Origin of the sequence: Aeromicrobium piscarium, assembly GCF_007421815.1 — a bacterium.
GTDB lineage: Bacteria > Actinomycetota > Actinomycetes > Propionibacteriales > Nocardioidaceae > Aeromicrobium > Aeromicrobium piscarium.
On sequence record NZ_VLNT01000002.1, the window covers coordinates 424,281 to 448,731 of the forward strand.

Genomic DNA, 24,451 nt, shown 5'->3' on the forward strand with positions numbered 1-24,451 from the left:
GGCCGGTTGTGGCCCCTTTCGGAGCGTCGAGAGGGGCCACAACCGGCCAAAAGGTGTCCGGAGGAGAGGACGGGACAGGAAGGGTCAGGCGTGCTGGGCGACGACGGCGAGCACGGCCTCGCCGTAGCGGTCCAGCTTGGCCTGGCCGATCCCGCGCACCTGGGCGAGCTGCTGCACGCTCGACGGTTTGACCTCGGCGATGGTCTGCAAAGTGGCGTCGGTGAAGACCACGTAGGCCGGCACCGACTGGTCGGTGGACTCCTCCTTGCGCCAAGCGCGCAGCGCTTCGAAGAGGACTTCGTCGTAGGTGGAGGGGCAGTCGGCGCATCGCCCACGCGCGCGATCCGAGGCCGCCAGCGGACGATGGCACACCCGGCAGGTCGCGACCTTGCGCCGCCGCGGCTGGCGCGCGACCTGACGCGCCTCGTGCGATGCCGGTAGCAGTCCGTCGAGGAAGCGTGTGGGCTGGCGATTGCCTCGCCCGCCGGGGTTGCGGGTGGCCGACCAGCTGATGAGGAGATCGTGACGGGCACGGGTCACGCCGACGTAGAACAGCCGACGCTCCTCCTCGACCGCCGCGGGGGTGTCGGCGTGGACGCTCGGCATCATGCCCTCGTGCATGCCGACGAGGAAGACCGCATCCCATTCCAGCCCCTTGGCCGCGTGCAAGGTCGCGAGAGTCACCCCGTCGGCGGTCGGCGCGTGGGCCTGCTGGGCCCGGCGATCGAGATCGGCGACGAGGTCGGTGAGATCGGCCGCCGGATTCTCCGCGACGAGGTCTCCGGCCATGGTGATGATCGCGTGCAGCGACTCCCATCGGTCGCGGACCGCGCCACCACCGCTCGGCGGTTCGTCGGTGTGGTTCATCGTCGCCAGCACCGCGCGCACATCCGCCACCAGTTCCCCGGCTCCCTCGCCGGCGCGGGCAGCGCCCCGCAGCAAGGTGACCGCCTGACGGACCTCGGCGCGGTTGAAGAATCCCTCGACACCGCGGAGCACGAAGGGCACCCCGAGCTGGCCGAGTGCCTCCTCGAAGGCCTCCGACTGGGCGTTGATGCGGAACAGGATCGCCATCTGCTTGTACGGGGTTCCCTGTCGATGCAGCGCCACGATCTCGTCGGCGACGGCGAGCGCCTCGGCCGGCTCGTCAGGGTACCCCTGATACGAGACCGGATTGCCGGGCTCCTGCTGCGACTGCAAGGCGACCCCGTCGCGGCCGCCGGGGCCGAAGACGGCGTTCGCTGCCGCCACGATCTGCGGGGTCGACCGGTAGTTGCGCACCAGCTGGACCTGGGTGGCCTGGGGGAAGCTGCGCGTGAACGAGCTCAGAATGCGTGAGGAGGCGCCGGCGAAGGAGTAGATCGTCTGCCGCGGATCGCCGACGACGCAGATCTCGTCACGTCCGCCGAGCCACAGGCCCAGCAGCGTGGCCTGCAGGGGGTTGACGTCCTGGTACTCGTCGACCACGAACCAGCGGTACTGCCGTCGGACCTCCGCGGCGACGCGTTCGTCGTCGGCCAGGATCGCCGTGGTGTGCAGGAGGATGTCCTCCATGTCGATCCGGCCGCGTTCGCGCTTGACGTCCTCATAGGCGCGCAGCACCTGCCCGGTGGTGGCGGCGTCGAGATCGGCCACCTGGCGGCGGCGCTTGGGCGCCTCGCCGGCGTAGTCGTCGGGGCGGATCGTGCTGACCTTGGCCCACTCGACCTCCGCCGAGAGATCCCGTAGCAGCGCGGTATCGGTGGACAGGCCGATCCGGCGCGCCGCCTCGGCGACGAGGCCGAACTTGGAGGAGATGATCTCGGGGAACTCCGTGCCGTAGACCCGCGGCCAGAAGTAACGTGCTTGCCGCAGCGCCGCGGAGTGGAAGGTGCGGGCCTGTACCCCGGATGCACCGAGCTGCCCGAGCCGGGTGCGCATCTCCCCCGCCGCCCGGGTGGTGAAGGTGACCGCGAGGACCTCCGTGGGCTTGTAGACGCCCGAGGCGACACCGTAGGCGATCCGATGCGTGATGGCCCTCGTCTTGCCGGTGCCCGCTCCCGCCACGACACACACCGGCCCGCGCAACGCCTCGGCGACCTGACGCTGCTCGGGGTCGAGTCCGGTCAGCAACTCGTCGGCGTCGGGCACGATGCTCCTCGGGTCGGGGACGGATAGCGGCCGAGGCCCAGAGTAGACGCCGGGCCCGACAGCCTGGACCGCCGAGTTCCGCCGCACCGGGCCCGTCGCAGTGCGGTCCCATCGCGGATCGGTGAGTGAGCGTCCATCGCCGCGTCGGGATGGACGCTCGCTCACCGAACCGGCAGCGGGAATGGACGCTTACCCACCGCCCTCGGCGCGGGGAATGTGGGAGGGGAGAATGACGTTGACGTCATCGAGCGGCAGCCGCTCATCACACCCGATCCGAGGGGGCTTCGTGTCCGCTGAGAACCAGTTCGTCCTGTACTCCACGCCGTGGTGCGGCTACTGCCACCGGCTCAAGAGCCAGCTCCAGCGCGAGGGCATCACGTTCTCGGAGGTCGACATCGAGGCCGAGCCCGAGGCCGCCCTGATCGTCGAGCAGGCCAACGGCGGGAACCAGACTGTGCCGACCCTCGTCTTCGCCGACGGGTCGGCGCTCACGAACCCATCGGTCGCGCAGGTCAAGGAGAAGCTCGGCGTCTGAGGACGGAAGACGTGACGTCGTGGTTGCGCGGGCGACCATGTCGTCACATCGTCCGTCGACGCCGTGACGCAAGAGGTGATTCTGCGGCGGCCCTGACGACCACGGAGTCACATCTCCCGTCAGCGCGCGTGGTCGGAACCGGACGTCAGGACCAGGCTCCCGGGATCTCGCGGCCGGCCCACTGCTCGATGAGCCAGCGCGAGATCGAGACGTGCGGCGGAGGCAGCACGATCTCCTCCCGCTCCCCCAACTCCACCAGCTCGTCACGAGTGAACCAGGCCGCCTGGGCGATCTCGTCGGCATCGACGTGGATGTCGGTGGTGGTGGCGCGTCCGAAGAAGCCGAGCATCAGGCTCGCGGGGAACGGCCACGGCTGACTGGCCGCGTACCGTACCTCGCCGACCTGGATGCCGACCTCCTCGTCGACCTCGCGCCGCACGGCATCCTCCAGGGACTCGCCCGGTTCCACGAAACCGGCCAGCGTCGAGAACCGCCCCTCGGGCCACCGGGGATTGCGGGCGAGCAACGCCCGGTCGTCTTCGTCCGTGATGAGCATGATGACCGCGGGATCCGTACGTGGGAAATGATCCGTGCCGCAGGCGTGGCACCGCAGAAGATGTCCGGAGCTCTCCACCGAGAGGTACTCACCACAGCGCGAGCAGTAGGAGTGGCCGGCGATCCAGCGGGCGATGCCGACGGCGTGGATCGCCAGAGACAGCTCGGGCCCACTGAGCAGCGGGGCGAGGATGCGCAGGCTCACCGGGGCCAGCTCCTTCGGCACCCTCCCGACGATCACAGCGACGTGGGTCACACCCTCGTGCTCGCCGAGCAGGATCCACTCCCCCTCGGGCGCGTCGGCCGGGGCCAGCCATCGCAGTGCGGGACCGTCGACGGTGGCCACGTGCTCGCCGCCGAGAACGAGCACACGCAAAGTCGGGTCCTTGCGCCATTCCTCGTCGGCTCGCCGATTGCCCTGGCGGTCATGGTGTGTGCGGTCGAAGGCGAAGTCCACCCGCTCACCGTAGCCCGAGCCGGATGGCCAGCTCCTCGCGACCGGGGAGCTCGTCGGGACGTTGGAGCTCGTCGGTGCGCACGTAGTAGAAAGCCGCTGTCACGCGTGCCGGATCGATATCGTGCATCTCGGCCCAGGCGAGCCGGTAGACCGCCAGCTGCAGGGGGTCGGCATCGGCGCGTCGATTGGTCTTCCAGTCGACGATCTCGAAACCATCGTCGGTGGTGAAGACCGCGTCGATCCGGCCGAGGACCTGCTGGCCCCCCAACCGCAGCGTGAACGGGACCTCGACGGCCGCCGGCTCCCGGTCGGCGAAGAGACCCGACTCGAAGGCCTTCTTCAGTGCCTCCAGCTCACCGTCATCGGAGATGTCGACGATATCCGTGCCCGGGGCGCCCGGCAGCTCCTCCGGGTCGAGCAGGGTCTGCTGGCCGTAGCGGGCCTCGATCCAGGCGTGGAACCGCGTGCCGAACCGCGCGGCGCCCGAGGGACGCCGTGGCAACGGGCGAGCGAGCGAACGCGCGAACGCGTCCGGGTCCTCGGCGAGCGCGAGGGTCTGTGTGGCGGAGAGGGTGTCGGGCAGCGGAACTTCGACGACCTGGTCCTGGGCCCGTTCCGCCTCCTCGATCAGCAGATCCAGTTCGGCACGGATCTGCTGGAGTTCCGGATGCACCGTGAGCGGTAGCGCCTCCGTGGCTTTCAGGTGCGAGCGAACCTCGCCGGCGAAGGCTCGGCGCGACTCCATCCCCCGCAGGGTCACCGGCCAGGCGTAGACGGTGTCGTCGATATGCGGATTGGTCGCATCGGCCTCCGGCTCCGCGGCCCAGACGAGGGGCTCGGTTCCGCGTTCGGCGAGCCACTCGCGGACATCGGAGAGGAACCGCGAGACCTGGCGCGGCCTGACTTGGGTCCGCCCCCACCGATGACCGCTCACGTGGAGGCGATACCGGGCACGGGTGAAGGCGACATAGCCCAGCCGGATCTCCTCCATCAGCGCATCGGCCTTGTTGCGTCGCTTGAAGTCCTCCTCGCCTTCACGCGAGAGCTCCTCGAGGTCCGGCACGAAGGCCGCGTCGCCGCGCAGCCCGACCGGAAGCACGCTCGCATTCGAGATCCAGCGAGACCGCCCCTTGTCATCGGGGAACACCCCGGCGGACACGAAGGGCACGAAGACCTCGTCGAACTCCAGGCCCTTCGACTTGTGGATGGTCAGCACTTTGACGGAGTCGGCCTCCGAGGGAGCCGACAGCTCCATGCCCCGGTTGAAATCGGTCTCGGCGCGCAGATACGCCAGCAGCCCGGTGAGCGATGCGTAGCGGTCGTGCTGGGCGTAGTCGCTGATCGCGTCCAGCAGCAGCGCCAGATTGTCCGAACCCGCCCCCGACACCGTGAGCTCGACATCGAGATCGAGCTCGGCGACCGCCCGGCGAGCGAGATCCGAGAGCGGCTCGTGCACATGCCGGCGCAGCCTCGCGAGGAGGGACGCGAGATCGGCGAACCTCCGCCGCGCCTCGTCCGAATACGGCAGATCGCCCGGGTCCTCGACGGCCTCGGCCAGCGACACGACCTCGGTGGGATCGGCTCCTGCGGTCGCCTCCGCCAGATCGGCGAGGAGTTGCTCGTCGGGCTGTTCGGCGTCAGCCCCCGAGGCCGTCCAGACGCGACCGAGATCGGCCGCGCGACGGCCCAGGAGGGCGAGATCGCGATCCCCGATACGCCACCGCGGGCCCGCCAGCAGGCGCAGCATGGACGGATTGGCGGTGACATCGTCGAGCACCTCGAGCACCGCGAAGACATCCAAGATCTCCGGCTGACTCAGCAAGCCGGTCAGCCCGACGATCTCGACGGGGATCTGCCGGGCCCGGAGCGCTCGGACGATCTCGGTGTTCTCGGCGGTGGCCCGCACGAGGATCGCGATGTCACGCCAGAGGTGATCGGCTCCTGTCTCTCGCGCGCGCTCCCCCGCGGCCGCGACAGCATCCACCAGGGCGTCGATCTCCTCCGCGACACCCATGTGCAGGGCGACCGTGACCTCGCCCGGCGGATTCTCCGGAGCTGCCCGCAACGGAGTGACGATCGGCTTGACGGCATCGTCCTCGTAGTACTCGCGAGCGACGACCGCCGCGAGATCGATGATCTCGGGGGCACAGCGCCGAGTCACCGACAGAGCATGCCGGGTGCCGGGCGAGTCTTTCTCACCGGCGAAGTCGTCGAGGAAGGCCGCCAGATTGCCCGAGGCCGCACCCCGCCAGCCGTAGATCCCCTGCGCCGGATCGCCGACGGCGCTGATGCCCTGTCCGGCGAAGACGGCTCGCAGCAGATCGCGCTGCGCGACCGAGGTGTCCTGGTACTCATCGAGCAGGACCACGTCGAATCGGTCGCGCAGGCTCTGCTGGACCTCCGGGAGCTGAGCGAGCCGCGCCCCCCAGGCCATCTGATCGGAGAAGTCCATCACCCCGGCCTCGAGCTTGGCCGCACGATAGTCGTCGACGAGCCGTGACAATTCGATGCGCTTGCGCGAGGTGGCGGCCACGTCACGGTGCAGTTTGAGCTGCTTGGCGACCGACTCGGCCTCGGCGATCATGCGTTCGTCGAAGGCCCGTAGCTCGTCCGTGCCCACCAGATGCTCGGACAGTTGCCCGTCCAGGGCGAGAAGATCGGTGATCGTGGTAGGCATCCACGCGGAGACATGTGTGAGGGTGCCGGTGTGGTCGCGCACGACACGCGCCGCGATCTGGAAGCGGGTGGCGTCGGCGAGCACGCGCAGATCCGGCTCGACCCCCAGGCGAAGTCCGTGTTCGGCGATCAGCGTGCCGGCGAAGGCGTGGTAGGTCGAGATCGTCGGCTCGCCGTGCTCGGAGAAGTCGCCGATCCGCATCAGCGAGGCACGGACGCGCATGGCCAGCTCACCGGCGGCCTTGGCGGTGAAGGTCAGCCCCAGGATCGTCGCCGGGTCGATCTCCTCATAGCCCACCAGCCAGACGACCCGAGCCGCCATGACCGCCGTCTTTCCCGATCCCGCGCCCGCGATGATGGCCTGCTGACGGTGCGGTGGCTCGACGATGGCCGCCATCTGCTCGTCGCTGAAGGGGATCTCCAGGACCTCGCGCAGCTGATCCGGCGATGTCAGCAATCTCATGTCGCCTCACCACCGACGGTGAAGGTGGTCTTGGCGGGACACACGGTCTCGAACTCGCAGAACGAACACGTCTGGGGCATTGCCGCGAAGCGCTCGGACCGCATGGTCTCGACCGACGTGCGGATGAGGTCGAGGGCGAAGAACGGCTCGTCGTCGCTGGGGGCGTCCTGGGGTTGCACCTTGGGATCGTCGGGATGCTTGGCTCCGGCCGCCGCACGCAGCTGAACCAGCTCGGCCCCGCCTACGGGCGCCCCCGGGGCAAGATCCTCGACCGCACCGTGCTGCACAGCGAGCTGGTAGACGCCCAGCTGCGGATGCTCCGCGACATCGGCACCTCGAGGAGGGTTCTTGGAGGTCTTGAGGTCGATCACGTGCACTCGGCCATCGGCGTCCAGCTCGACACGGTCCATCGACCCACGCAAGACCGCGCGCTCACCGTCCAGCTCCAGCTCGACCGAGAACTCGTGCTCCGCGGCGATCACCCGGCGGGGATTGGCTGCGTGCCAACGCGCGAACCTCACGAGTGCCTCACGGGCCGCGCCCTTCTCGCGTTCGCTGATCCACGGAGCGGCGAAATCCAACTGCCCCCAGACGGCATCGAGGTGACCCATCATCGCCTCGACATCGGGGGCATCCTCGCCACGACGGACGATGTCGGCGGCGAGCGCGTGCACGATGAGGCCGAAACCCTGAGCCGTGGAACTCGCGCGCGAGCCGCGCACCTCACGCGAGAGGAACCACTTGAGCGAGCAACTCGTGATGTCGCCGACGGACGAGCCCGACAGTCTGAGGGGCGACTCCGGGTCCTTGATCGGCTCCTCATTGACGGTGAGCTCCCGCACGCCCCACCAGCGATCCGGATGCGCGGCGCGACCGGACCAGAGATCGTGCCGCGCGATCTCGGCCAGCATCGCGGCTGCCTCGGACCTCACGGCGGGGTCGCTCGCATCGCCGTAGCGTCGCAACTGGGCGATGACTGCTCGCAGTGAGAGCGGGCGGTGCGGGCGAGCGCGGGGCAACTCGGCCCGATCCTGCGGGCCGAAACCCGCAGCCAGCAGCTCGCGGACGAAGCGAGACGGCTGATCGCCATCGTCGGTGGGGGTCTCGACCGCCGTGACGACCAGGCGACGACTCGCCCGCGTGCAGGCGACATAGAACAGCCGCCGCTCCTCGCGCAGCCTCTCGGACCGCTCGCTGGCATGCTCGCCCGCGAGGTTCTCCGCGCCGAGCAACGATCCACGGAAGCGCAGATCCGGCCAGCGCTCCTCCTGTACCCCGGCGACGATCGCCAGCGGCCATTCGAGCCCCTTGGCCCGGTGCGCCGTCATCAGCCGGACGGCATCGGGACGCATCTGGCTGGTGACGAGCTGGTCGGCAGGGATCTGCTGGGCACGCAGGTCGGCGATGAAGTTGATCACTCCGACCCGCCGCTTGCGCTCCTCACCTCGAGCCGCGTGGTGGAAGAGAGCGACGACCGCGTCGAGATCGCGGTCGGCCGCCAGTCGGCCTTCGCCGCCTTCCTCCCACTGGTCGCGCAGGCGGGCCGGCCAACCGGTCCCGTCCCAGAGGGTCCAGAGCACCTGCTCGGGCGGCTCGCCCTCGTCGATCTGCCGAGCCGCGCGACGCAGCAGGACGGCGAGACGACGGGCGAGCTCCACCGCCTCGGAGGTGGCCGGCTCCAGCCGGCCGAGACCGAGCATCGCCGGATCGAGCAGGGCATCGGCGATCAGTTCGGGTGAACGGCGATCCGGGGTGCGGCGGCGCAGCGCCCGCCCGACCCGGCGGAGCGCCGGAGCATCGAGGCCGGCGAGCGGACCCGTCAGCAAGGTCTGGGCATGCTCGGGATCGAGGGGGAAACCCCGTGCCACGAGGTCGGCCGCCTCCAGCGCCGACAAGAGCGCCCGCACGGCGGGCTCGGCGACCAGGGGCACCTCGTCGCCGGCGACCTCGACGGGGACACCGGCCGGGACGAGGACTCGCTGCAGCCTCGACAGATCGCTGCCCGAACGCACGAGCACGGCCATCTGCGACCACGCCCAGCCGTCCTCGAGATGAGCATGGCGTAGGACCTCCGCGATGTGCTCGGCCTCCGCGGTGGCCGAAGCGTAGGTCTCGACGAGGACCTCGCCTTCGTAGGGAGCCTCCGATGCGACCTCCCGGTGCCGGCGCAGGACCTGCGGGTCGAGGCTCCCGGGATGTCCGCTCCCGCCGAGAACGGTCTGTGCGGCCGCTAGCACCCGTGGGCCGAACCGGCGCGTCACGCGCAGCGCCATGACCTCGGCTGCGGCACCCGGCACCCCGAACTGATCGGTGAAACGCAGGATCCCGGCGGGATCGGCCCCGCGGAATCCGTAGATCGCCTGGTCGTGGTCGCCGACCGCGATGAGCCCTTGCCCGCCGCTGGTGAGCGCGTGCAGCAGATCCACCTGCATCGGATCGGTGTCCTGATATTCGTCGACCACCACGAGCTTGAAACGACGACGCAGCTCAGCGGCGGTACGGGGATCGTCCAGCATCCGCCGCGCCGACGTGACCAGTGTCGAGTAGTCGGCGAGGTTGGCCAGGGCGGTGACCTGCTCGTACTCCTCGATGGCCTCGGCGAGGCGCGCCCAGTCCGACCTATCGCGCTCGGCCGCCAGCTGCCGCAGATCGTCGACGGTCAGGCCCTCGGCCGCGAGACGACCCATGAACCCGTCGATCTCGGCAGCGAAGCCACGCGTGCGGAGCGCCTCGCGGAGCGCGGCGGGCCAGGAGGCGGTGTCATGGCCCGCCAGCAGCTCGGTGATGACCGCATCGCGTTCCGGTGCGGTCAGCAGGTCGGCGGGCGCCGCATACGTCTCGGGGTCGCTGAACTCGCGGACCAGTGCGTAACAGAAGGAGTGGAAGGTCAGCGCCGAGACGGCCGATGCGGTGGCGGTGCGGCGAGCACCGATGCGCGCGCGCAGCTCTTCCGCGGCCTTGCGGCTGAAGGTGAGCACGAGGACCTCGTCGGGACTCAGCTCACCGCGCTCGAGACGATCGACGACGACCTCGACGATGGTGGTGGTCTTGCCCGTCCCGGGACCGGCGAGCACCAGCAACGGCCCGCCGCGATGATCGACGACGGCCTGCTGGCTGGCATCGAGCCGCGGGGCGATCGCGGGGGTGTCGTCGGGCGCGACGACGCGGTACTCCAGGGACATGCTCACATGCAATCAGATGCCACCGACAGCGCGGGGAACATCCACGCGTCCCCGCTTCACGGGGGTGGATTCGCGGGCCCAGTGCTCCTGCGCCTCCATCATCAGCGGCGCCGGGAGTGTGCCGTCGGCGCGCACCACGCGCCACCAGCACACGAGGTGACCGAGTCGCGACATCACCTGGCCGACCTGACGCGGTCCGCCCTGACCGATCTCCTCGGCGATCAGGCCGTAGGTGAGCACCTGGCCCGGGGGAATCGCTTCCACCCGGGCCAGGACACGCTCATCGAACTCTTCGCTCAGAGCCGCTCACTCACCGATCAGTAGGCCGGCTGCGAAGGATCGATCTGATCGACCCAGGCCGACACGCCGCCGCCCACGTGGACCGCGTCGGAGTAGCCCGCCCCCTTCAGCACGGCCAGGGCCTCCGCCGAGCGCACCCCGGACTTGCAGTACAGCACGACCTGCTTGTCCTGGGAGAGCTGCTCGAAGGCCTTGCCCGAGAGCACGTCGCCCTTGGGGATGAGCACCGAGCCCGGGATCTTGTTGATCTCGTACTCGTTCGGCTCACGGACATCGACGAGCGCGAAGTCGCGTCCTCCGTCGGAGCGCTCCTTGAGCCAGCCGTCGAGGGTCTGGACGCTGATCGTCGAGCCCGCGGCCGCCTCGGCAGCCTCCTCGCTGACCGCACCGCAGAAGGCCACGTAGTCGTCCATCAGCTCGGTCGGCAGCACGCCCTCGGGATCGCGGCGGATCTTGAGGGTGGTGTAGCGCATCTCGAGCGCGTCGTAGACCATCAGGCGGCCGATCAACGGATCGCCGATGCCGGTGATGAGCTTGATCGCCTCGGTGACCATGATCGAGCCGATGGACGCGCACAGGACGCCCAGCACGCCGCCCTCGGCGCACGACGGGACCATGCCCGGCGGCGGCGGCTCGGGGTACAGGTCGCGGTACTGCGGACCCTCCTGGGCCCAGAAGACCGACACCTGGCCCTCGAAGCGGTAGATCGAGCCCCACACGTACGGCTTGCCGAGGATCACGGCCGCGTCGTTGACGAGATAACGCGTGGCGAAGTTGTCGGTGCCGTCGAGGATCAGATCGTACTGGCTGAAGATGTCGAGGACGTTGTCGTTGTCCAGGCGCTCCTGGTGCACGATCGTCTTCACATACGGGTTGGTCTCGGCCACCGACTCCGCGGCGCTGAGCGCCTTGGGCTTGTCGATATCGGACTGGCCGTGGATGACCTGACGCTGCAGATTCGACTCGTCGACGACATCGTCGTCGATGATGCCGAGGGTCCCGACACCGGCGGCGGCCAGGTAGAGCAGCGCAGGACTGCCGAGCCCGCCCGCGCCGATCACGAGGACCTTGGCGTTCTTGAGGCGCTTCTGGCCGGTCATCCCGACATCGGGGATGATCAGATGGCGACTGTAACGGCGGACCTCGTCGATCGTGAGTTCGTCGGCGGGTTCCACGAGTGGGGCTACCAAAGGTCTCTCCTTCTCCCCTGGGGTGCTGATGTCGGTACAACCATGCGGACGTGCCTATTGTTCCCTGCCGGCGAGCACGGGCCGGAGGCTGTCCGGATCATGAACGCCCACCCACTACGCTGGCGTGGTGAGTTCCCCCGCCGATGCCCGTCCCCGCACCAGCCGACTGCCTCGCGATGCCCGTCGAGCGCAGCTGCTGGGAGTCGCGCGCGAGGTCTTCGTCGAGCAGGGCTACCACTCCGCGTCGATGGACGAGATCGCCGAGCGCGCCGGTGTCTCCAAACCGGTCCTGTACCAGCACTTCCCCGGCAAGCTCGACCTCTACCTCGCCCTGCTGACCACCTCGGCGGACGAGATCATCGCCGGCGTCACCACGGCCCTGGCCTCCACCACCGACAACCGCCGGCGCGTGCAGGCCACGATCGAGTTGTGGTTCGACTACGTCGACGCTCAAGGGCAGTCCTTCCTCCTCGTGTTCGGTTCGGACCTGACCAATGATCCCGAGGTCCGCGACATCGTCGACCGCGTGATCAGCGAATCGGCCTCGGCGATCGCGGAGGTCATCAGCGAGGACACCGATCTGCCCGATGCCGCCGCTCAGCTGCTCGCGGTGAGCCTCGTAGGCATGGGCCACGTCGGTGCCCGAAACTGGCTCTCCGCTGAATCCACCCTCGGCCGCGAGGAAGCCGTCCAGCTCGTCTCGGCGCTCGCCTGGCGCGGTATCGGCGGCTTCCCCAATCCTCATCGCCAACCCACTGAAGGAGAATGACCGTGGAGGTCAAGATCGGCGTCCAGAACGCCTCTCGTGAACTGTCCGTCGAGACCGACGCCGCGCCCGAGGAGGTGCTGGGCGAGCTGAACACCGCGATCGAGAAGGAGACGGTCTTCACCCTCAGCGATGCCAAGGGGCGGACGGTCGCCGTCCCGGCCGACAAGGTCGCCTACCTGTACTTCACTTCCGACAGCGGTCGCAAGGTCGGCTTCGGCATCGGCGGCTGACCCCCTGTGTCGGGCGGCGGTAGACCTTCAACCTTACGGACGAGCTGGCGGTACGTCGTCAACGTTATCCGTCCGCAATAGGGTTGACGGCCTACCGCTGCTGGGACGGAAAGGTTGATGACCTACCGTCACCGGCGCACCGAGTCGGGGCTTCAGGCCGCGAGGCCGAGCTTGTCCATGCGCTCGGTGTGGGCCTCGGTCAGGCGGGTCAACATGCGCCCGATGACCGTGAGATCCATGACGGCGCCCGGCCGGTCGGCATTGCCGACGAGCACCGCGGTCAGCGCGTCGCGCTCGGCCACCACCGTCTGGGCCTGGCTCAGCGCCTCACCCATGAACCGGCGGCCCCACAGCGCGAGCTTGCCGCCGACTCGAGGCTCCTCGGCGATGGCATCGCGGATGACATCGACGACGAACTCCGAGTGTCCCGTGCCGCTCAGCGTGTCGAGCACGAGCTCACGCGTCTCGGCGTCCAGGAACGCGGCGATCTCACGATAGAAGTCGGCCGCGAGGCCGTCCCCCACATAGGCCTTGAGCAGTCCTTCGAGGAAGTCCTCCGGCTGTGTACGGGCGTGGAAACGCTGGAAGATCGGCTGGAACGGCAGCATCGCGGCGTAGGGGTCCTCCCCCAGTGCGAAGAGCCGATCGCGCAGCTGCGCGAAGTGCTCCCACTCCGCGGATGCCATCGCCGCGACCTCGGCCTCCTGGGCCAGCGTCGGGGCCATCTTGGCGTCCTCGGCGAGCCGCTCCCAGGCGCTGATCTCGCCATAGGCCAGCAGGCCCAGCAACTCGACGACGCCTTGACGGTAGGCTGGGTCATCGAAGGCGTTCGGTACGGCGGCGGTCATGCACCGCAGCGTAGCGCGGCACGGCGCGCCATGTGAGGCCGCCCGAACGATACAGACGTGCGACGTCCGCGGACGTCAGAGAAGAAATCCGAGAAGAACCCTGACTACTTTCACCGAGCTGGGCGTCGAAACCGCCATCACCGATGCCCTGGCTGATGTCGGCATCACCACCGCGTTCCCGATCCAGGAGATGACCCTGCAGGTCGGGCTCATGGGCACCGATCTCATCGGCCAGGCGCGCACCGGCACCGGCAAGACCCTCGCCTTTTCCATTCCGGTCATCCAGCGGACCATCGTCCCCGGCGATGCCGACTATGACGAGCTCGCCGCACCGGGCAAGCCTCAGGCGCTCATCGTCGCCCCGACGCGCGAGCTCGCCCTGCAGGTCGCCAAGGACGTCGACACCGCATCGAAGAACCGCGGCACCCGCAATCTCACCATCTACGGCGGCGTCCCCTACGAGCCCCAGCTCGAGGCACTGGAGACCGGTGTCGACATCGTGACGGGCACTCCTGGGCGCATCCTCGACCTCATCAACCGAGGCGCCCTCGACGTCAGCCACGTCAAGTCGCTGGTCCTCGATGAGGCCGATGAGATGCTCGACCTGGGCTTCCTGCCCGATGTCGAGGCCATCCTCGCGCGCACCCCCGAGACCCGCCAGACCATGCTATTCAGTGCGACGATGCCCGGCGCGATCGTGTCGCTGGCCCGCAAGCACATGCACCACCCGATGAACATCCGGGCGGAGTCCGCCGAGGCCAACCAGACGGTTCCCGCCACGAACCAGTTCGTCTGGCAGGCGCACGACATGGACAAGCCCGAGGTCGTGGCGCGCATCCTGCAGGCCGACGATGTGGGCCGGGTCATCATCTTCACGCGCACCAAGCGCCAGGCGCAACGCGTCGCCGACGACCTCGCCGACCGCGGCTTCCCCGCCTCGCCCCTGCACGGCGACATGGCGCAGAAGGCGCGCGAGAAGGCCCTGCAGGGCTTCCGCGACGGCGAGGTGAGCATTCTCGTCGCGACCGATGTCGCCGCGCGCGGCATCGATGTCGCCGGCATCACGCACGTCATCAACTACACGTGCCCCGAGGACGACAAGACCTATGTGCACCGCATCGGCCGCACCGGTCGCGCGGGCGCGAGTGGCACGGCTGTGACCTTCGTCGACTGGGCCGATATCCAGCGCTGGAAGCTCATCAACACCGCGCTCGATCTGCCCTTCGAGGAGCCCGAGGAGACCTACTCGACCTCCGAGCACCTCTTCCGCGATCTCGGCATCGACCCGAACGTCAAGGGACGTCTGAAGCCCGCCGCCCCCAGGGAGCCGAAGCCCAAGCAGGGCGACCGCTCAGGCTCGGGGTCCGGCGGATCGTCGCGTAATCGTCAGCGCAGCCGTCGGTCGTCCGGTGGGTCGGGGACGTCGCCGGAATCCTCCGCCGATGCGCGACAGACATCCTCGGGCGAGAGTCAGCCTCGGAGAGGTGAGGATGGTCAGCCACGTCGACGTCGCCGCCGACGCCGCCGTTCCGGCGGTGCTTCGGGCGAGGGGAATGCCGCCTCGGCTCCCGCGTCCAGCTCCAACGACTGACGGCTCCCGCCTCGATGGGCGGTGGGCCATCACCTACCTGCACCACTCGCGCCATCCAGGCCATCCCGGCCACGAAGGATCTGATTCCGTGGTCGTCATGGCGACCGCAGAGTCACATCCTTCGTCGCCGTGGGACTAGGGATGTGATTCTGCGGTCGTTATAGCAGCCCTAGAGTCACATCCTTCGTCGCCTCACCTATCGCGAGCAACGAGAGTCAGTGGTTGATGGCTCACCGACCAGCGCAGCGGTACGGGATGATTCACCGCCCATGCGGCGGAAGGGATCAGACGACGATGACGGGCGTGCCCATCGGCGCCCAGTCCCAGAGGAACGCGGCATCCTCGATGTTCTGCCGGATGCAGCCGGCAGAGAGCGCCTCGCCCAGTTGGTCGAGGGACTGCTCAAGCTGTCCGTCGTGATCGATCGGGATCGCGTGGAAGCCGATCGGCTCGCTCCAGCCGGTCGTGAACTCCACGAAGTACTCCATCGTGCCCGAGTTGTCGAAGCTCGTGGCGTTCCGGTATCGGGCCCGCACCTCATAGGACCCCGGGTCGAGGTTGTCGAAGCGGCTGCCGGAGACCAGATACGTGGACGTGACGGTGCCATCGTCTTCGACGAGCCACACCCGTTGATCGTCCTGGCTGAACACGACCCGGCGGCCCTCGCCTGAGTCGGCCGGAACGGCCGGCACCGCGTCCTCCGCAGCCGGCTCCTCGGGCTGCGGCTCGGCCGACGGGGCAACCTCCTCGGCCAGCACGGGCAGCGTCGCACGGACCAGCGCGGGAGTCTCGTCGGCGTCACCGGCGCTCGACGACGGAGCGAGGATCGCCGTCAGCCCCACCGCGAGAGAGACGGTCACCGAGCCGAAGAACATGGTTCCGCGGGCCCGCATCCGGTGGGAGTTGCGACGGTGCTTACCCATCCAGGAACCCCCGGGCGATCGCTCGATAGGCGTCCGCACCCTTGTGGTTCACCGATGTCGCGAGGATGGAGCGGCCGATCGCGGGTGCCTCGGCGAAGCGGATCGACTTGGGAATGGGCGGTTCGAGGACCGTCAGATCGTAGGTCTCGGCGATCGCCGTGCGGACATTCTGCGCGTGCCGGGTGCGGCCGTCGTACATCGTCGCCAGCACGCCCCGGATGACCAGATCGGGGTTGATGAACTGACGCACGTCGTAGATCGTGTCGAGCAGCTGGCCGACGCCGCGGTGCGAGAGCGTCTCAGCCTGCAAGGGGATGACGACCTCGTCGGCGGCGGAGAGCGCACCTACCGTCAGCACGCCGAGCGCCGGCGGGCAGTCCAGCAGGATCCAGTCGTAGTCCGAGCGCACCTTGTCGAGCGCGACTCGGAGCCGCTGCTCGCGACCCGTCCGGGTAACAAGCTGCTCCTCGGCCTGCGTGAGCGCGATGCTCGCCGGCAGGAGATCGACGCCGTCGTCGGTCTCCAGGATGGCCTCGATGGCGGGCACCTTGCCGAGCAGAACCTCCCCGACCGTGACATCGAGCTCCTCAGGATCGATGCCCAGCGAGAACGTGAGACTCCCCTGGGGATCGAGATCGACGACGAGCACCCGCTGGCCTTCCTCCGCGAGCGCAGCACCGAGGGAGGCGACGCTCGTGGTCTTGGCCACGCCGCCCTTCTGGTTCGCCAACGCGATGGTCGTCGTCACGTGCCCATTGTGCCATCGTCGCCACCGGCCGCGCGGTCGATCCACATCGGACACCGCATCGCGCGGGTGGCATGCTGGCGCCATGACTGCGCGTGCCCTCGTCACCGGACCGACAGCGGGGATCGGTAAGGCCTTCGCCCGGCAACTCGCCGCGGAGGGCGTGGACCTCGTTCTGGTCGCGCGCGATGAGGATCGATTGACCGAGCTCGCCGACGAACTGCGCCGCGCCCACGGCGTCGACGTCGAGACCCTGCCGGCCGATCTGACCGACTCCGGCGCGCTCGACCGGGTCGCCACACGGCTGGCCGACGACTCACGGCCGATCGGCCTGCTGGTCAACAACGCCGGCGCGTCGATCGCGGGCTGGTTCGGCGCCACCGATATCGCCCTGGAGGATCGTCAGCTCGATCTGCTGGTGCGCGCTCCGATGCACCTGATGGACGCGGCGCTCAAAGCGATGTCTCGGCGCGGCTACGGGGCGATCGTCAACGTGGCGAGCGTCGCAGCCTTCACCCCGCGGGGAGCCTATTCGGCCCACAAGTCCTGGCTGGTGAATCTCTCGCTGTGGGCCCACCTGCAGTACGCAGACGCCGGTGTGGTCGTGCAGGCGCTCTGCCCCGGCTTCACCCGCACCGAGTTCCATCAGCGCATGGACGCCGATATCTCCGGCATCCCGGACTGGATGTGGCTGAAAGCCGACGAGGTCGCGGCGGCATCGCTCCGCGATCTGCGTCGTGGGAAGGCGCTGTCGGTGCCGACCGCCAGGTACCGGGCGTTGTCCACGCTCGCCAGGCACGCGCCGATCCGGCTCGTCGCGGCCGCGGCGAAGCGAGGTCGCTGATGAGCGTCCCGCAGACCCTGGCTATCCCGGACGGTGTCGAGGTGACGCGGATCGCGTCCGAACGCTGCGAGCACGCGGTGCATCGGGCGGCTCCTGCCGGGGAGGTGCGTGGGTCGATCCTGCTGGTCCACGGGTGGACGGGGAGCAAGGAGGACTTCACCCCGATCCTGCCGTTGCTGGCGGCGCACGGCTTCGATGCCCTCGCCTACGACCAGCGCGGCCAGTACGAGACCCCCGGCGAGCCGGATGACGACTACAGCCTCGACGGCTTCGCCCAGGATGCCCTGGCCCTTGCCGAGACTGCCTTCGGCACCGCCCCGTTCCATCTCCTGGGGCATTCCTTCGGCGGCCTCGTGGCCCAGCAGGCCACGGTGACGGCCCCTGAGCTCGCCGCCTCGCTGAGCCTGCTGTGCACGGGTCCGGGTGCGCTCGGGGACTCCCCCACCCGTCCGCTCAAACACGTCATCGCCGCGATCGGCCAGCTTCCGCTGCTGAAGATCCATCAGTTGCGCGAGCAGGGCATCAAGCGGCCGGCCCAGATCACCGCCTTCCTCGCGCGTCGCTTCACCTCGCAGTCGCAGGCGGCCCTCGCGGCGATGACCCAGGCGCTGATCGACGCGCCGGACATCATCGACGATGTCGCGCGCACAGGGGTGCGGACGTGGGTCGGCCGTGGGGAGAATGACGACGCATGGTCCTTCGAGGCGCAGGAGGAGATGGCGCGACGGCTCGGCACCCACGTCGTCATCGTTCCCGACGCGGGCCACTCGCCCGCCGTCGAGTCTCCCGGGGCGCTGATCGACGCCTGGCTGCCCTTCCTCATCAGCTGAGCATCGGGACTCGCCGGCTTCGTCCCGCCCCGCCCTTGCCCCCACGAGTGGTGCAGATTCGCCCTTGAATCAGTGTTTCCGGGGCGAACTTGCACCACTCGCGGACGAGGGAAGCTGAGCGCGACCGCCCGGGGATCAGCCGACGATGGCGCGCAGGGCCGCGACGTGATCGCGATAGGCGCGCCGGCCCTCTGTGGTCAGGGATGCCCAGGTGCGGACTCGCCGGTCCCGGGTGCCCTTGGTGACGGTGACGTATCCGGCCTCGTCGAGGGCCTTCACCTGCTTGCTGAGGACGGACTCGCTCACCCCCAGCACCTCGCGGAGAGCCGCGAACTCCACCTGGCCGACCGTGTCCAGGGCGGCACAGATCTGTAGCCGGTGCGGCGCGTGGATCACGGTGTCGAAGCCCTCGACGCCGGTACTCACGAGGCCTCCCGCAGCGCGCGCCGGTAGTCGCGATCCCACTGCGGCCCGACGACGGTCCAGAGCAGCACGGTCACCACCGCGAACACCGTGGCCACCACCAGACTCTGGGTGATGGCGGCGACGATGAGACCGATCGCGAAGGGCACGATCATCAGCCAGTAGCGCCATGCCTCGCGAACGAAGGGATTGCCGAAGTCCCAGGTACCGGTGCTGCGTCGATACCAGAAGACGGAGCTGAGCACGATCGCCAGGGCTACCGCGAAGATCACGGGCTGCCACCCGCGTGCCGCCATCGACACCGTCAGCAGGGCCGCGCCTACCCCGAGGTAGGCGTAGAAGCCCGTCGGGGCGGCCGCGCGATCGGCGATCCCGGCCCGAACGTCCTCGATGGATGCCAGCGCCTCGCGCGCCGCAGCGTCGTCGTCGAATGCATCTTGACTTTCCATACCGGAAACTCTAACGTTGACTTTCCATCACGGCAAGCCGATGAGGAAAGTCAGCGAAGTGCGGCCCGGATCGCCCGCCGCGCGACCGGCCCGAGGCCGTCGAGCGTGCTGGCCAGCGAGCTGAGCGTCGCCAGCGCCCCGTCCGACTCCGCGGCGCGCACCGGTGCGGTGAGCTCGATGCCGATGAAGGACGACGAGACCAGATCCGCGAGTTCGCCGGCCGATACGAGCTCACCGAAGGGCGAGCCCACGAGCAGGCGCTGGGCGACCTCTCGCACGCGTTCGGTCCACAGGTCCAGCGCCGCCCTCGACACCTCCGCCATCGCCGGATCGGTCTGCGCGGCGGCGAGCGCCTGCCCCAGGATCGCGACGCTGCCCGCCTCGCGTTCCTCACGCCGCACGCGGGCGGCGAGGTCCACCAGCCCGGAGAAGCTGTCGACCGTGTCGAACTGCGTGGCGTAGCGGTCGACCCGCTCCTGCGTGGCGGCCAGACAAGCCGCGCCGATCAGCTCGGCGACACTGCCGAAGTGGTAGAAAACGAGCCCCTGTGCGAGCCCCGCTCGCTCGGCCACCGTCCGAGCGGACACCTTCGCGATGCCGTCCACGCGCATGGCCTCGATGGTGGCATGCACGAGCCGGCGCTTGGTCTCCTGCGATTTCGGCGTGGTCACCCGCTCAGCCTAGAACGAAGCAGCGGCAGCCGGACCCTCGAGACCGACCGAGCCCGACCAGGGCGGCGATCATCGCGACAGGCACGATGACGATGGCGAAAGCCGACATGCCGAAGAGCACGAGACACCCACCGGTGGCGATGCCGACGGCCACCACCGTGCCCAGCCTCGCGACGATGTCGCCGTAGTACTCCGCGAGCACGGGATACAGCCCCGCAGCGACCAGCGTGCCGGGAACGGACAGGATGAGCCCGATAGGGATGCCCCATACCGCGCCGATGAAGGCACAGGCGGCCGCGATCCTGATCGCCCCGCCCTCGCCGAGCACTGCGATCAGGGCGACCGCGACCCCTGAGAGCCCACCCGCGACACAGCCGGCGACGATGCCACGGAAGACGATGCACGGGCGCGTCATCGTACGAGCTGCGGTTCGCTGAGGACTCGCGATCGGCGCGAGGGCGGGAGCGGTCGCTCACGCGTGGGCATCACGGCGGCGGGCGGCGGTCCCGTGTCGAACTCGGCCGTGAAGCGGCCCTCGTAGCCGAAGATCGGACCGCAGAGAGGATGGTCGACCCGCACCGCGATGACGTACTGCCCGGAGCTCTCGTCGTAGGACTCGCGCACCCGAGCGTGCCCCGTCGCCCACGCGGGCAAGGGCCACCAGCGACCCAGGGCGATCGACTGCGCCGTACTGCTCAGTTCGAGACCACCGTCGCGGACCTCGAGTTCGAGCGCCGCGGCGACATGGTGGTGGGTGCCGAGGAAGTCGACGATGCCACGCTCGGGATCGCGGACCATCGCCGCGTCGAAACGTCGTCGCAGGCCGGGCGCCAGCTCGAAGGTCCGCACGAAGGACACGGCCTCGCGACCGAAGGTGTCCCGATAGCCGCAGTTCTCGATCGTGAAACCGATATCGGTGCCGCACTCGGAGAAGAGCAGATGCCGGGTCGCGCCGAGCGCGAGGAACGGTGTCATATAGGCGGGGCCTCGCCAGATCCGGCTCATGACACCACGGCCGATACTGCGCTGACCGGGGACCAGCGCGAAACGCCGCTGCATCGCGGGATGCAACTCGTCGAAGGAGTCCCCGAGCGCCTGTCGGAAGATGCTCATCGCGGCGCCTCCAGCTGGGCCGACTGCCTCGGCGCGGACGCCGAGGCCCTGTCGGGAGGTGTCCGCAGGCACCGGCGCGCCGAGGGCACGCGGGAGGGCACCGGACGCAACGCCAGCAGCGCCACCGCTGCAGCCGCGGGCACCGACCACGCGGCGAGGAGAAGGACGGGCATCACCCTGGCGGTGACGTCCAGCAACGCGAAGACGAGCGAGAGCCGCGGCGATTGGCCGGTCTGCGCCCACAGTCGCAGACGATCGAAGGACCATGCCGTCGCCCACCCCATGAGCGGTCGCACCAGACGATCGAGACCGCGATAGCGGGGCTCGTAGTCGTAACCGGTCAGGAACCTCACCCCGCCCTCGCCGGTGGGCACGTAACGCCAGTAGCCCGACCCCTGAGCGATCGGCGAGAGGCGATGCGAGGAGGCGAAGCGCAGTGAGGAGGTTGCTCCTCCGTCCGCACGCTCGCGAGTCCCGGCATGAGCGCCGAGGCCGTGGACGCCGAAGGTCGAATAGCGGAACCGGCCCGGCGCCGTGGCGACGATGCTCCCGAATCGCAGGTCCCATCGCGCGTGATTGCTCGGCACCTGCGTGAGGTGCCAGATCCGGGCCATCGGAGCGTCGATCCGGGTCTCGACGTAGATCCTCCGGTACATGAACATCTCCTTTTTGAGCAGTCGATCAAAAAGGAGATTACAAGATATTGAGCGGTTGCTCAAGTGGTGGATTCAGCCCAGCAGCCGGGCGAACTGTTCGGGATCCGTCAGATTGGCGCCGAGAGGGAAGCCCACTTTGCCCGTGCCGTGATAGTCGCTCGACCCGGTCCGGATGAGGCCGAGTTCGTCCGCCATGCCCGCGAGCGCCTCGCGATCCTTCGCATCGTGATCGTTGTGATCGACCTCGATGCCCGCAAGACCGATGTCCGCGAGATCGGCGAACACCCCCAGGTCGAGGACCTCACGGCTCTCCCGCGCCCACGGGTGGGCGATCACCGCACATCCACCCGCTGCGACCAGCAGCTCGATGGCCCGCGGAAGATCGGCGGCATAGCGGTCGACATAGGCGGGCTTGCCCGGCGAGAGCAGGGTGGCGAAGGCCTCCTCACGCGAGGCGATGTAACCCTTGGCGATCAGCGCGTCGGCGATGTGCGGACGCCCCGAGGAAATCGCATCGGCCGCGACGGCGCGTACGTCTTCTTCCGTGATCGCATAGCCCAGCTCGTTCAACCGCGCGATCGTCAGCGGCAGGCGGTCATCGCGGCCACCGAGCACTCGCTCCAACTCCTCGACAAGGGGCGCATAGGAGGGATCGAATTCGTAGCCGAGCAGATGCACGCTCGCACCCGCGTATCGCGTGGAGATCTCGATCCCTCGCACCACCCGGATACCGCCGACATCATCGGCGGTCGCCTGGGCCTCCTCCCAGCCCGCGGTGGAGTCATGGTCGGTCAACGCCACGATGTCCAGACCGGCGCGCTCGCGCGCGTTGCGGACGAGCTCAGCAGGAGTGTCCGTGCCGTCGGAACGATTCGAGTGCGTGTGAAGGTCGATGCGCACGCCCCCAGGCTAGGGCATGTATCCTCCATCAGCGGCGATGACACAAGCCCGCACGGCGCATCGGTCAGTCGTAGTAGTGGACCGTCTGGCGCAAGGTCTCGGCGTGGTCGTAGATCTCCTCGAGAGTCTCGATCGGATGTCGCGTCTCGTTCTTGTCTTCATCGAACGTTCCCAGGTACCGCTGAGAGGTATTGAAGTGGAGTCTGGCGATGGGCTTGCGGTTGTTGTCGTCGAGCAAGACCCCGAAGTACGACTTGGTATCGCGCTGAGCCACGCGACCTACCGCGACTTCGCTGCAAACGATGGCCCGCACGATCTGGAAGGCCTCTAACTCTTCGAGTGTCGTGGTGATGCCGTCGCGATTCTCCGACTGTTCAAGATCTGCTTCGGCAACCGGCTCACTGAGAGAGCTCGCGGCGGACACCGGCTCCACCGCCTGGCCACCCAAGGCGGCCTTGAGCCGGTCATTCACCCGGTCTGCGAGAAACTGCTTATGGGCTTTGACGACTAAGCCGGTGAACTGGTCACGGACTCGCTGAGTGAACGACCCGCCATATACCTGTGAAGTGAGAAATCGTACCCACTCCACATCCGGCTCCACGAATTGAGCACCGAGCACTCTCTTCAGCTCGCCGATGTACTTGAGCTCTTCAGCGGCATTGAGCACCGATTCGAGGTCGAAGGTTCCCTTGGCGAGTTTCGCCAACTCCCGGATCAGGTTTGCATCCAAGTCCGTTACCTTCAATACCAGGAACGGCTTCTCGTCCATCCGGTTCGGAGCGTCCAGATCGGTGTAGAAATGGTAGTCATCGCCATTGGTCAACAGGGCGATACGAGCGTGCGTGACGGCAAAATAGCGGAACAGTTGCGACGCATGCCGGAGGCTCAGTTCGTCACCATGACGTTTGCACTCGATCAGGATCTGAACCTCGCCCTCATTCATAATGGCGTAGTCGATCTTCTCACCGCGCTTGGGTCTGCCCCGAGTTTGGTTGACACCTGACGTGTGAGGATTCGTTTCTCGCAGGAGAGGATGTCGACATGCCAGCGCCCTATCCGAAGGAGTTCCGCGACGATGTCGTGGCTGTGGCCCGTCAGGGCCAGGCTCCGTTGTCCCAGATCGCGAAGGACTTCGGGATCTCCGAAGGAACGCTGTCGAACTGGTTGAAGAAGGCCGACATTGAGGACGGCCACCGCCCTGGTCTGACCGAGGCCGACCGTGCCGAGCTGCGTGAGGCGAAGAAGCGGATCCGGCTGTTGGAGCAGGAGAACGAGGTCCTGCGGCGGGCGGCTGCGTATCTGTCGCAGGCGAACCTGCCGGGAAAATAGTCTTCCCGCTCGTCCGTGAGATGGCCGCGGCCGGTGCCCCTGTTCGGGTGCCGGTCGCGGTGGCGTGCAGGGTGCTGGGGCTCTCGCCCCAGGGGTATTACCAGTGGCTCAAGGACCCCGTCAGTCAGCGGGACTACGACGACGCCCACCTGATCGATGTCCTGCTCGAGGTCCATGCCGACGATCCGACCTTGGGCTATCGGTTCCTGACCGACGAGCTCGCCGATGAGCACGGCATCACGGTCGGCGAGAACCGTGTCCATCGGCTCTGCCAAGTCGCGGGGATCACCGCCTCGCACCACAAGGGCGTGATGCAGCCGTAGGTGACAACTGACTTCTGGTGCGCAGCATCAGAGGAGAGGATGTCGCTATGCCTGCTCCCTATCCGCAAGAGTTCCGCGATGACGTGGTCGCGGTCGCTCGTGGGCGAGACTCGAAGACCACGTTGAAGCAGATCGCTGAGGACTTCGGCATCGCTGAGGCCACGCTCACGAACTGGCTGAAGGCCGCCGACGTCGAGGACGGCACCCGGCCCGGTGTGAGCGCCAGCGAGGTGGCAGAGCTGCGCGAGCTGAAGCGTCGCAACCGGTTGCTGGAGCAAGAGAACGAGGTTCTGCGTCGAGCGGCGGCCTACCTGTCTCA

At 68.4% G+C, this 24,451-nt stretch carries 24 protein-coding genes and 1 pseudogene; 8 read left to right on the forward strand and 17 right to left on the reverse strand.

Annotated features, from left to right (window positions below):
• Nucleotides 1–84: 84 nt before the first annotated feature.
• Nucleotides 85–2,130 (reverse strand): ATP-dependent DNA helicase UvrD2, encoded by a 2,046-nt coding sequence (locus FNM00_RS04910; RefSeq protein WP_143912001.1) that lies wholly within the window; start codon nucleotides 2,128–2,130, stop codon nucleotides 85–87.
• 286 nt (nucleotides 2,131–2,416) lie between these two features.
• Between FNM00_RS04910 and FNM00_RS04915 the strand changes: the two genes are divergently transcribed.
• A complete protein-coding gene (locus tag FNM00_RS04915) occupies nucleotides 2,417–2,665 on the forward strand; it encodes a mycoredoxin (protein WP_246065060.1) in 249 nt (82 codons plus the stop codon).
• Between the two features lie 145 nt (nucleotides 2,666–2,810).
• On the opposite strand, the gene nudC is transcribed toward FNM00_RS04915, so the two are convergent.
• From nudC to moeZ, 5 genes are read right to left on the reverse strand one after another with little or no spacing between them, the layout of a single operon-like run.
• On the reverse strand, nucleotides 2,811–3,677 hold the full coding sequence (gene nudC, locus FNM00_RS04920) for an NAD(+) diphosphatase (RefSeq protein ID WP_143912005.1): 867 nt from the start codon (nucleotides 3,675–3,677) through the stop codon (nucleotides 2,811–2,813).
• Between the two features lie 4 nt (nucleotides 3,678–3,681).
• Complete coding sequence (locus tag FNM00_RS04925) at nucleotides 3,682–6,816, reverse strand: ATP-dependent helicase (RefSeq protein ID WP_143912007.1); 3,135 nt, start codon at nucleotides 6,814–6,816, stop codon at nucleotides 3,682–3,684.
• The gene (locus tag FNM00_RS04930) at nucleotides 6,813–9,998 is read right to left on the reverse strand and encodes an ATP-dependent helicase (RefSeq protein ID WP_143912009.1); all 3,186 of its coding nucleotides are present in this window, start codon (nucleotides 9,996–9,998) and stop codon (nucleotides 6,813–6,815) included. Before FNM00_RS04930 ends, FNM00_RS04925 begins: the two co-directional genes overlap by 4 nt.
• Nucleotides 9,999–10,010: 12 nt before the next feature.
• A complete protein-coding gene (locus tag FNM00_RS04935) occupies nucleotides 10,011–10,262 on the reverse strand; it encodes an MGMT family protein (protein ID WP_246065061.1) in 252 nt (83 codons plus the stop codon).
• A 53-nt stretch (nucleotides 10,263–10,315) separates the two neighbouring features.
• Nucleotides 10,316–11,488 (reverse strand): adenylyltransferase/sulfurtransferase MoeZ, encoded by a 1,173-nt coding sequence (gene moeZ / locus FNM00_RS04940; protein ID WP_143912013.1) that lies wholly within the window; start codon nucleotides 11,486–11,488, stop codon nucleotides 10,316–10,318.
• A gap of 127 nt (nucleotides 11,489–11,615) precedes the next feature.
• Between moeZ and FNM00_RS04945 the strand changes: the two genes are divergently transcribed.
• Nucleotides 11,616–12,257 carry a TetR/AcrR family transcriptional regulator gene (locus FNM00_RS04945; protein WP_307837206.1) on the forward strand — a complete coding sequence of 214 codons (642 nt, stop codon included), beginning with the start codon at nucleotides 11,616–11,618 and terminating at the stop codon, nucleotides 12,255–12,257.
• A gap of 2 nt (nucleotides 12,258–12,259) precedes the next feature.
• Nucleotides 12,260–12,487 carry a DUF3107 domain-containing protein gene (locus FNM00_RS04950; protein ID WP_143912017.1) on the forward strand — a complete coding sequence of 76 codons (228 nt, stop codon included), beginning with the start codon at nucleotides 12,260–12,262 and terminating at the stop codon, nucleotides 12,485–12,487.
• 152 nt (nucleotides 12,488–12,639) lie between these two features.
• On the opposite strand, the gene FNM00_RS04955 is transcribed toward FNM00_RS04950, so the two are convergent.
• On the reverse strand, nucleotides 12,640–13,335 hold the full coding sequence (locus FNM00_RS04955) for a ferritin-like fold-containing protein (RefSeq protein WP_143912019.1): 696 nt from the start codon (nucleotides 13,333–13,335) through the stop codon (nucleotides 12,640–12,642).
• On the opposite strand from FNM00_RS04955, the gene FNM00_RS04960 reads away from it, so the two are divergent.
• Nucleotides 13,334–14,926 carry a DEAD/DEAH box helicase gene (locus tag FNM00_RS04960; RefSeq protein ID WP_246065062.1) on the forward strand — a complete coding sequence of 531 codons (1,593 nt, stop codon included), beginning with the start codon at nucleotides 13,334–13,336 and terminating at the stop codon, nucleotides 14,924–14,926. The genes FNM00_RS04955 and FNM00_RS04960 overlap by 2 nt on opposite strands.
• A gap of 284 nt (nucleotides 14,927–15,210) precedes the next feature.
• Here FNM00_RS04960 and FNM00_RS04965 read toward each other — a convergent pair whose 3' ends face one another.
• Complete coding sequence (locus FNM00_RS04965; protein WP_143912022.1) at nucleotides 15,211–15,849, reverse strand: L,D-transpeptidase; 639 nt, start codon at nucleotides 15,847–15,849, stop codon at nucleotides 15,211–15,213.
• Nucleotides 15,842–16,597, reverse strand: a complete 756-nt coding sequence (locus tag FNM00_RS04970; protein ID WP_185972974.1) for a ParA family protein — start codon at nucleotides 16,595–16,597, stop codon at nucleotides 15,842–15,844. Before FNM00_RS04970 ends, FNM00_RS04965 begins: the two co-directional genes overlap by 8 nt.
• A gap of 82 nt (nucleotides 16,598–16,679) precedes the next feature.
• Here FNM00_RS04970 and FNM00_RS04975 point away from each other — a divergent pair, with 82 nt between their 5' ends.
• Complete coding sequence (locus FNM00_RS04975) at nucleotides 16,680–17,438, forward strand: SDR family NAD(P)-dependent oxidoreductase (protein ID WP_143912026.1); 759 nt, start codon at nucleotides 16,680–16,682, stop codon at nucleotides 17,436–17,438.
• Nucleotides 17,438–18,268: an alpha/beta fold hydrolase gene (locus FNM00_RS04980; protein WP_143912028.1), complete on the forward strand. Its 831-nt coding sequence runs from the start codon at nucleotides 17,438–17,440 to the stop codon at nucleotides 18,266–18,268. Before FNM00_RS04975 ends, FNM00_RS04980 begins: the two co-directional genes overlap by 1 nt.
• Before the next feature lie 135 nt (nucleotides 18,269–18,403).
• Here the strand turns inward: FNM00_RS04980 and FNM00_RS19165 are convergent, their stop codons facing one another.
• From FNM00_RS19165 to FNM00_RS05015, 8 genes are all read right to left on the reverse strand, one after another.
• Nucleotides 18,404–18,694 (reverse strand): transcriptional regulator, encoded by a 291-nt coding sequence (locus tag FNM00_RS19165; protein WP_205197561.1) that lies wholly within the window; start codon nucleotides 18,692–18,694, stop codon nucleotides 18,404–18,406.
• Nucleotides 18,691–19,140, reverse strand: coding sequence for a hypothetical protein (locus FNM00_RS19170; RefSeq protein ID WP_246065063.1), 450 nt, complete (start codon nucleotides 19,138–19,140; stop codon nucleotides 18,691–18,693). The genes FNM00_RS19165 and FNM00_RS19170 overlap by 4 nt, the downstream gene beginning before the upstream one ends.
• A 50-nt stretch (nucleotides 19,141–19,190) precedes the next feature.
• Entirely contained in the window at nucleotides 19,191–19,811 is a 621-nt protein-coding gene (locus FNM00_RS04990) for a TetR/AcrR family transcriptional regulator (RefSeq protein WP_221933583.1), read from the reverse strand.
• A gap of 4 nt (nucleotides 19,812–19,815) precedes the next feature.
• Nucleotides 19,816–20,226, reverse strand: coding sequence for a hypothetical protein (locus tag FNM00_RS04995; RefSeq protein ID WP_143912031.1), 411 nt, complete (start codon nucleotides 20,224–20,226; stop codon nucleotides 19,816–19,818).
• A complete protein-coding gene (locus tag FNM00_RS05000; protein WP_143912033.1) occupies nucleotides 20,223–20,924 on the reverse strand; it encodes a DUF4166 domain-containing protein in 702 nt (233 codons plus the stop codon). Before FNM00_RS05000 ends, FNM00_RS04995 begins: the two co-directional genes overlap by 4 nt.
• Nucleotides 20,921–21,580, reverse strand: a complete 660-nt coding sequence (locus FNM00_RS05005) for an SRPBCC family protein (protein ID WP_143912035.1) — start codon at nucleotides 21,578–21,580, stop codon at nucleotides 20,921–20,923. Before FNM00_RS05005 ends, FNM00_RS05000 begins: the two co-directional genes overlap by 4 nt.
• A 72-nt stretch (nucleotides 21,581–21,652) precedes the next feature.
• Nucleotides 21,653–22,480 (reverse strand): PHP domain-containing protein, encoded by an 828-nt coding sequence (locus tag FNM00_RS05010; protein WP_143912036.1) that lies wholly within the window; start codon nucleotides 22,478–22,480, stop codon nucleotides 21,653–21,655.
• Nucleotides 22,481–22,544: 64 nt separating this feature from the next.
• Complete coding sequence (locus FNM00_RS05015; RefSeq protein WP_143912038.1) at nucleotides 22,545–23,528, reverse strand: type I restriction endonuclease; 984 nt, start codon at nucleotides 23,526–23,528, stop codon at nucleotides 22,545–22,547.
• Here FNM00_RS05015 and FNM00_RS19175 point away from each other — a divergent pair.
• Together FNM00_RS19175 and FNM00_RS18985 are read left to right on the forward strand one after the other, a co-directional pair.
• Nucleotides 23,522–24,081, forward strand: a pseudogene (locus FNM00_RS19175) (transposase); the annotation flags it as partial. The gene FNM00_RS05015 and the pseudogene FNM00_RS19175 sit on opposite strands and share 7 nt — an antisense overlap.
• Nucleotides 24,082–24,179: 98 nt before the next feature.
• On the forward strand, nucleotides 24,180–24,451 hold a 272-nt coding region (locus FNM00_RS18985; protein WP_221933584.1), incomplete at its 3' end, for a transposase.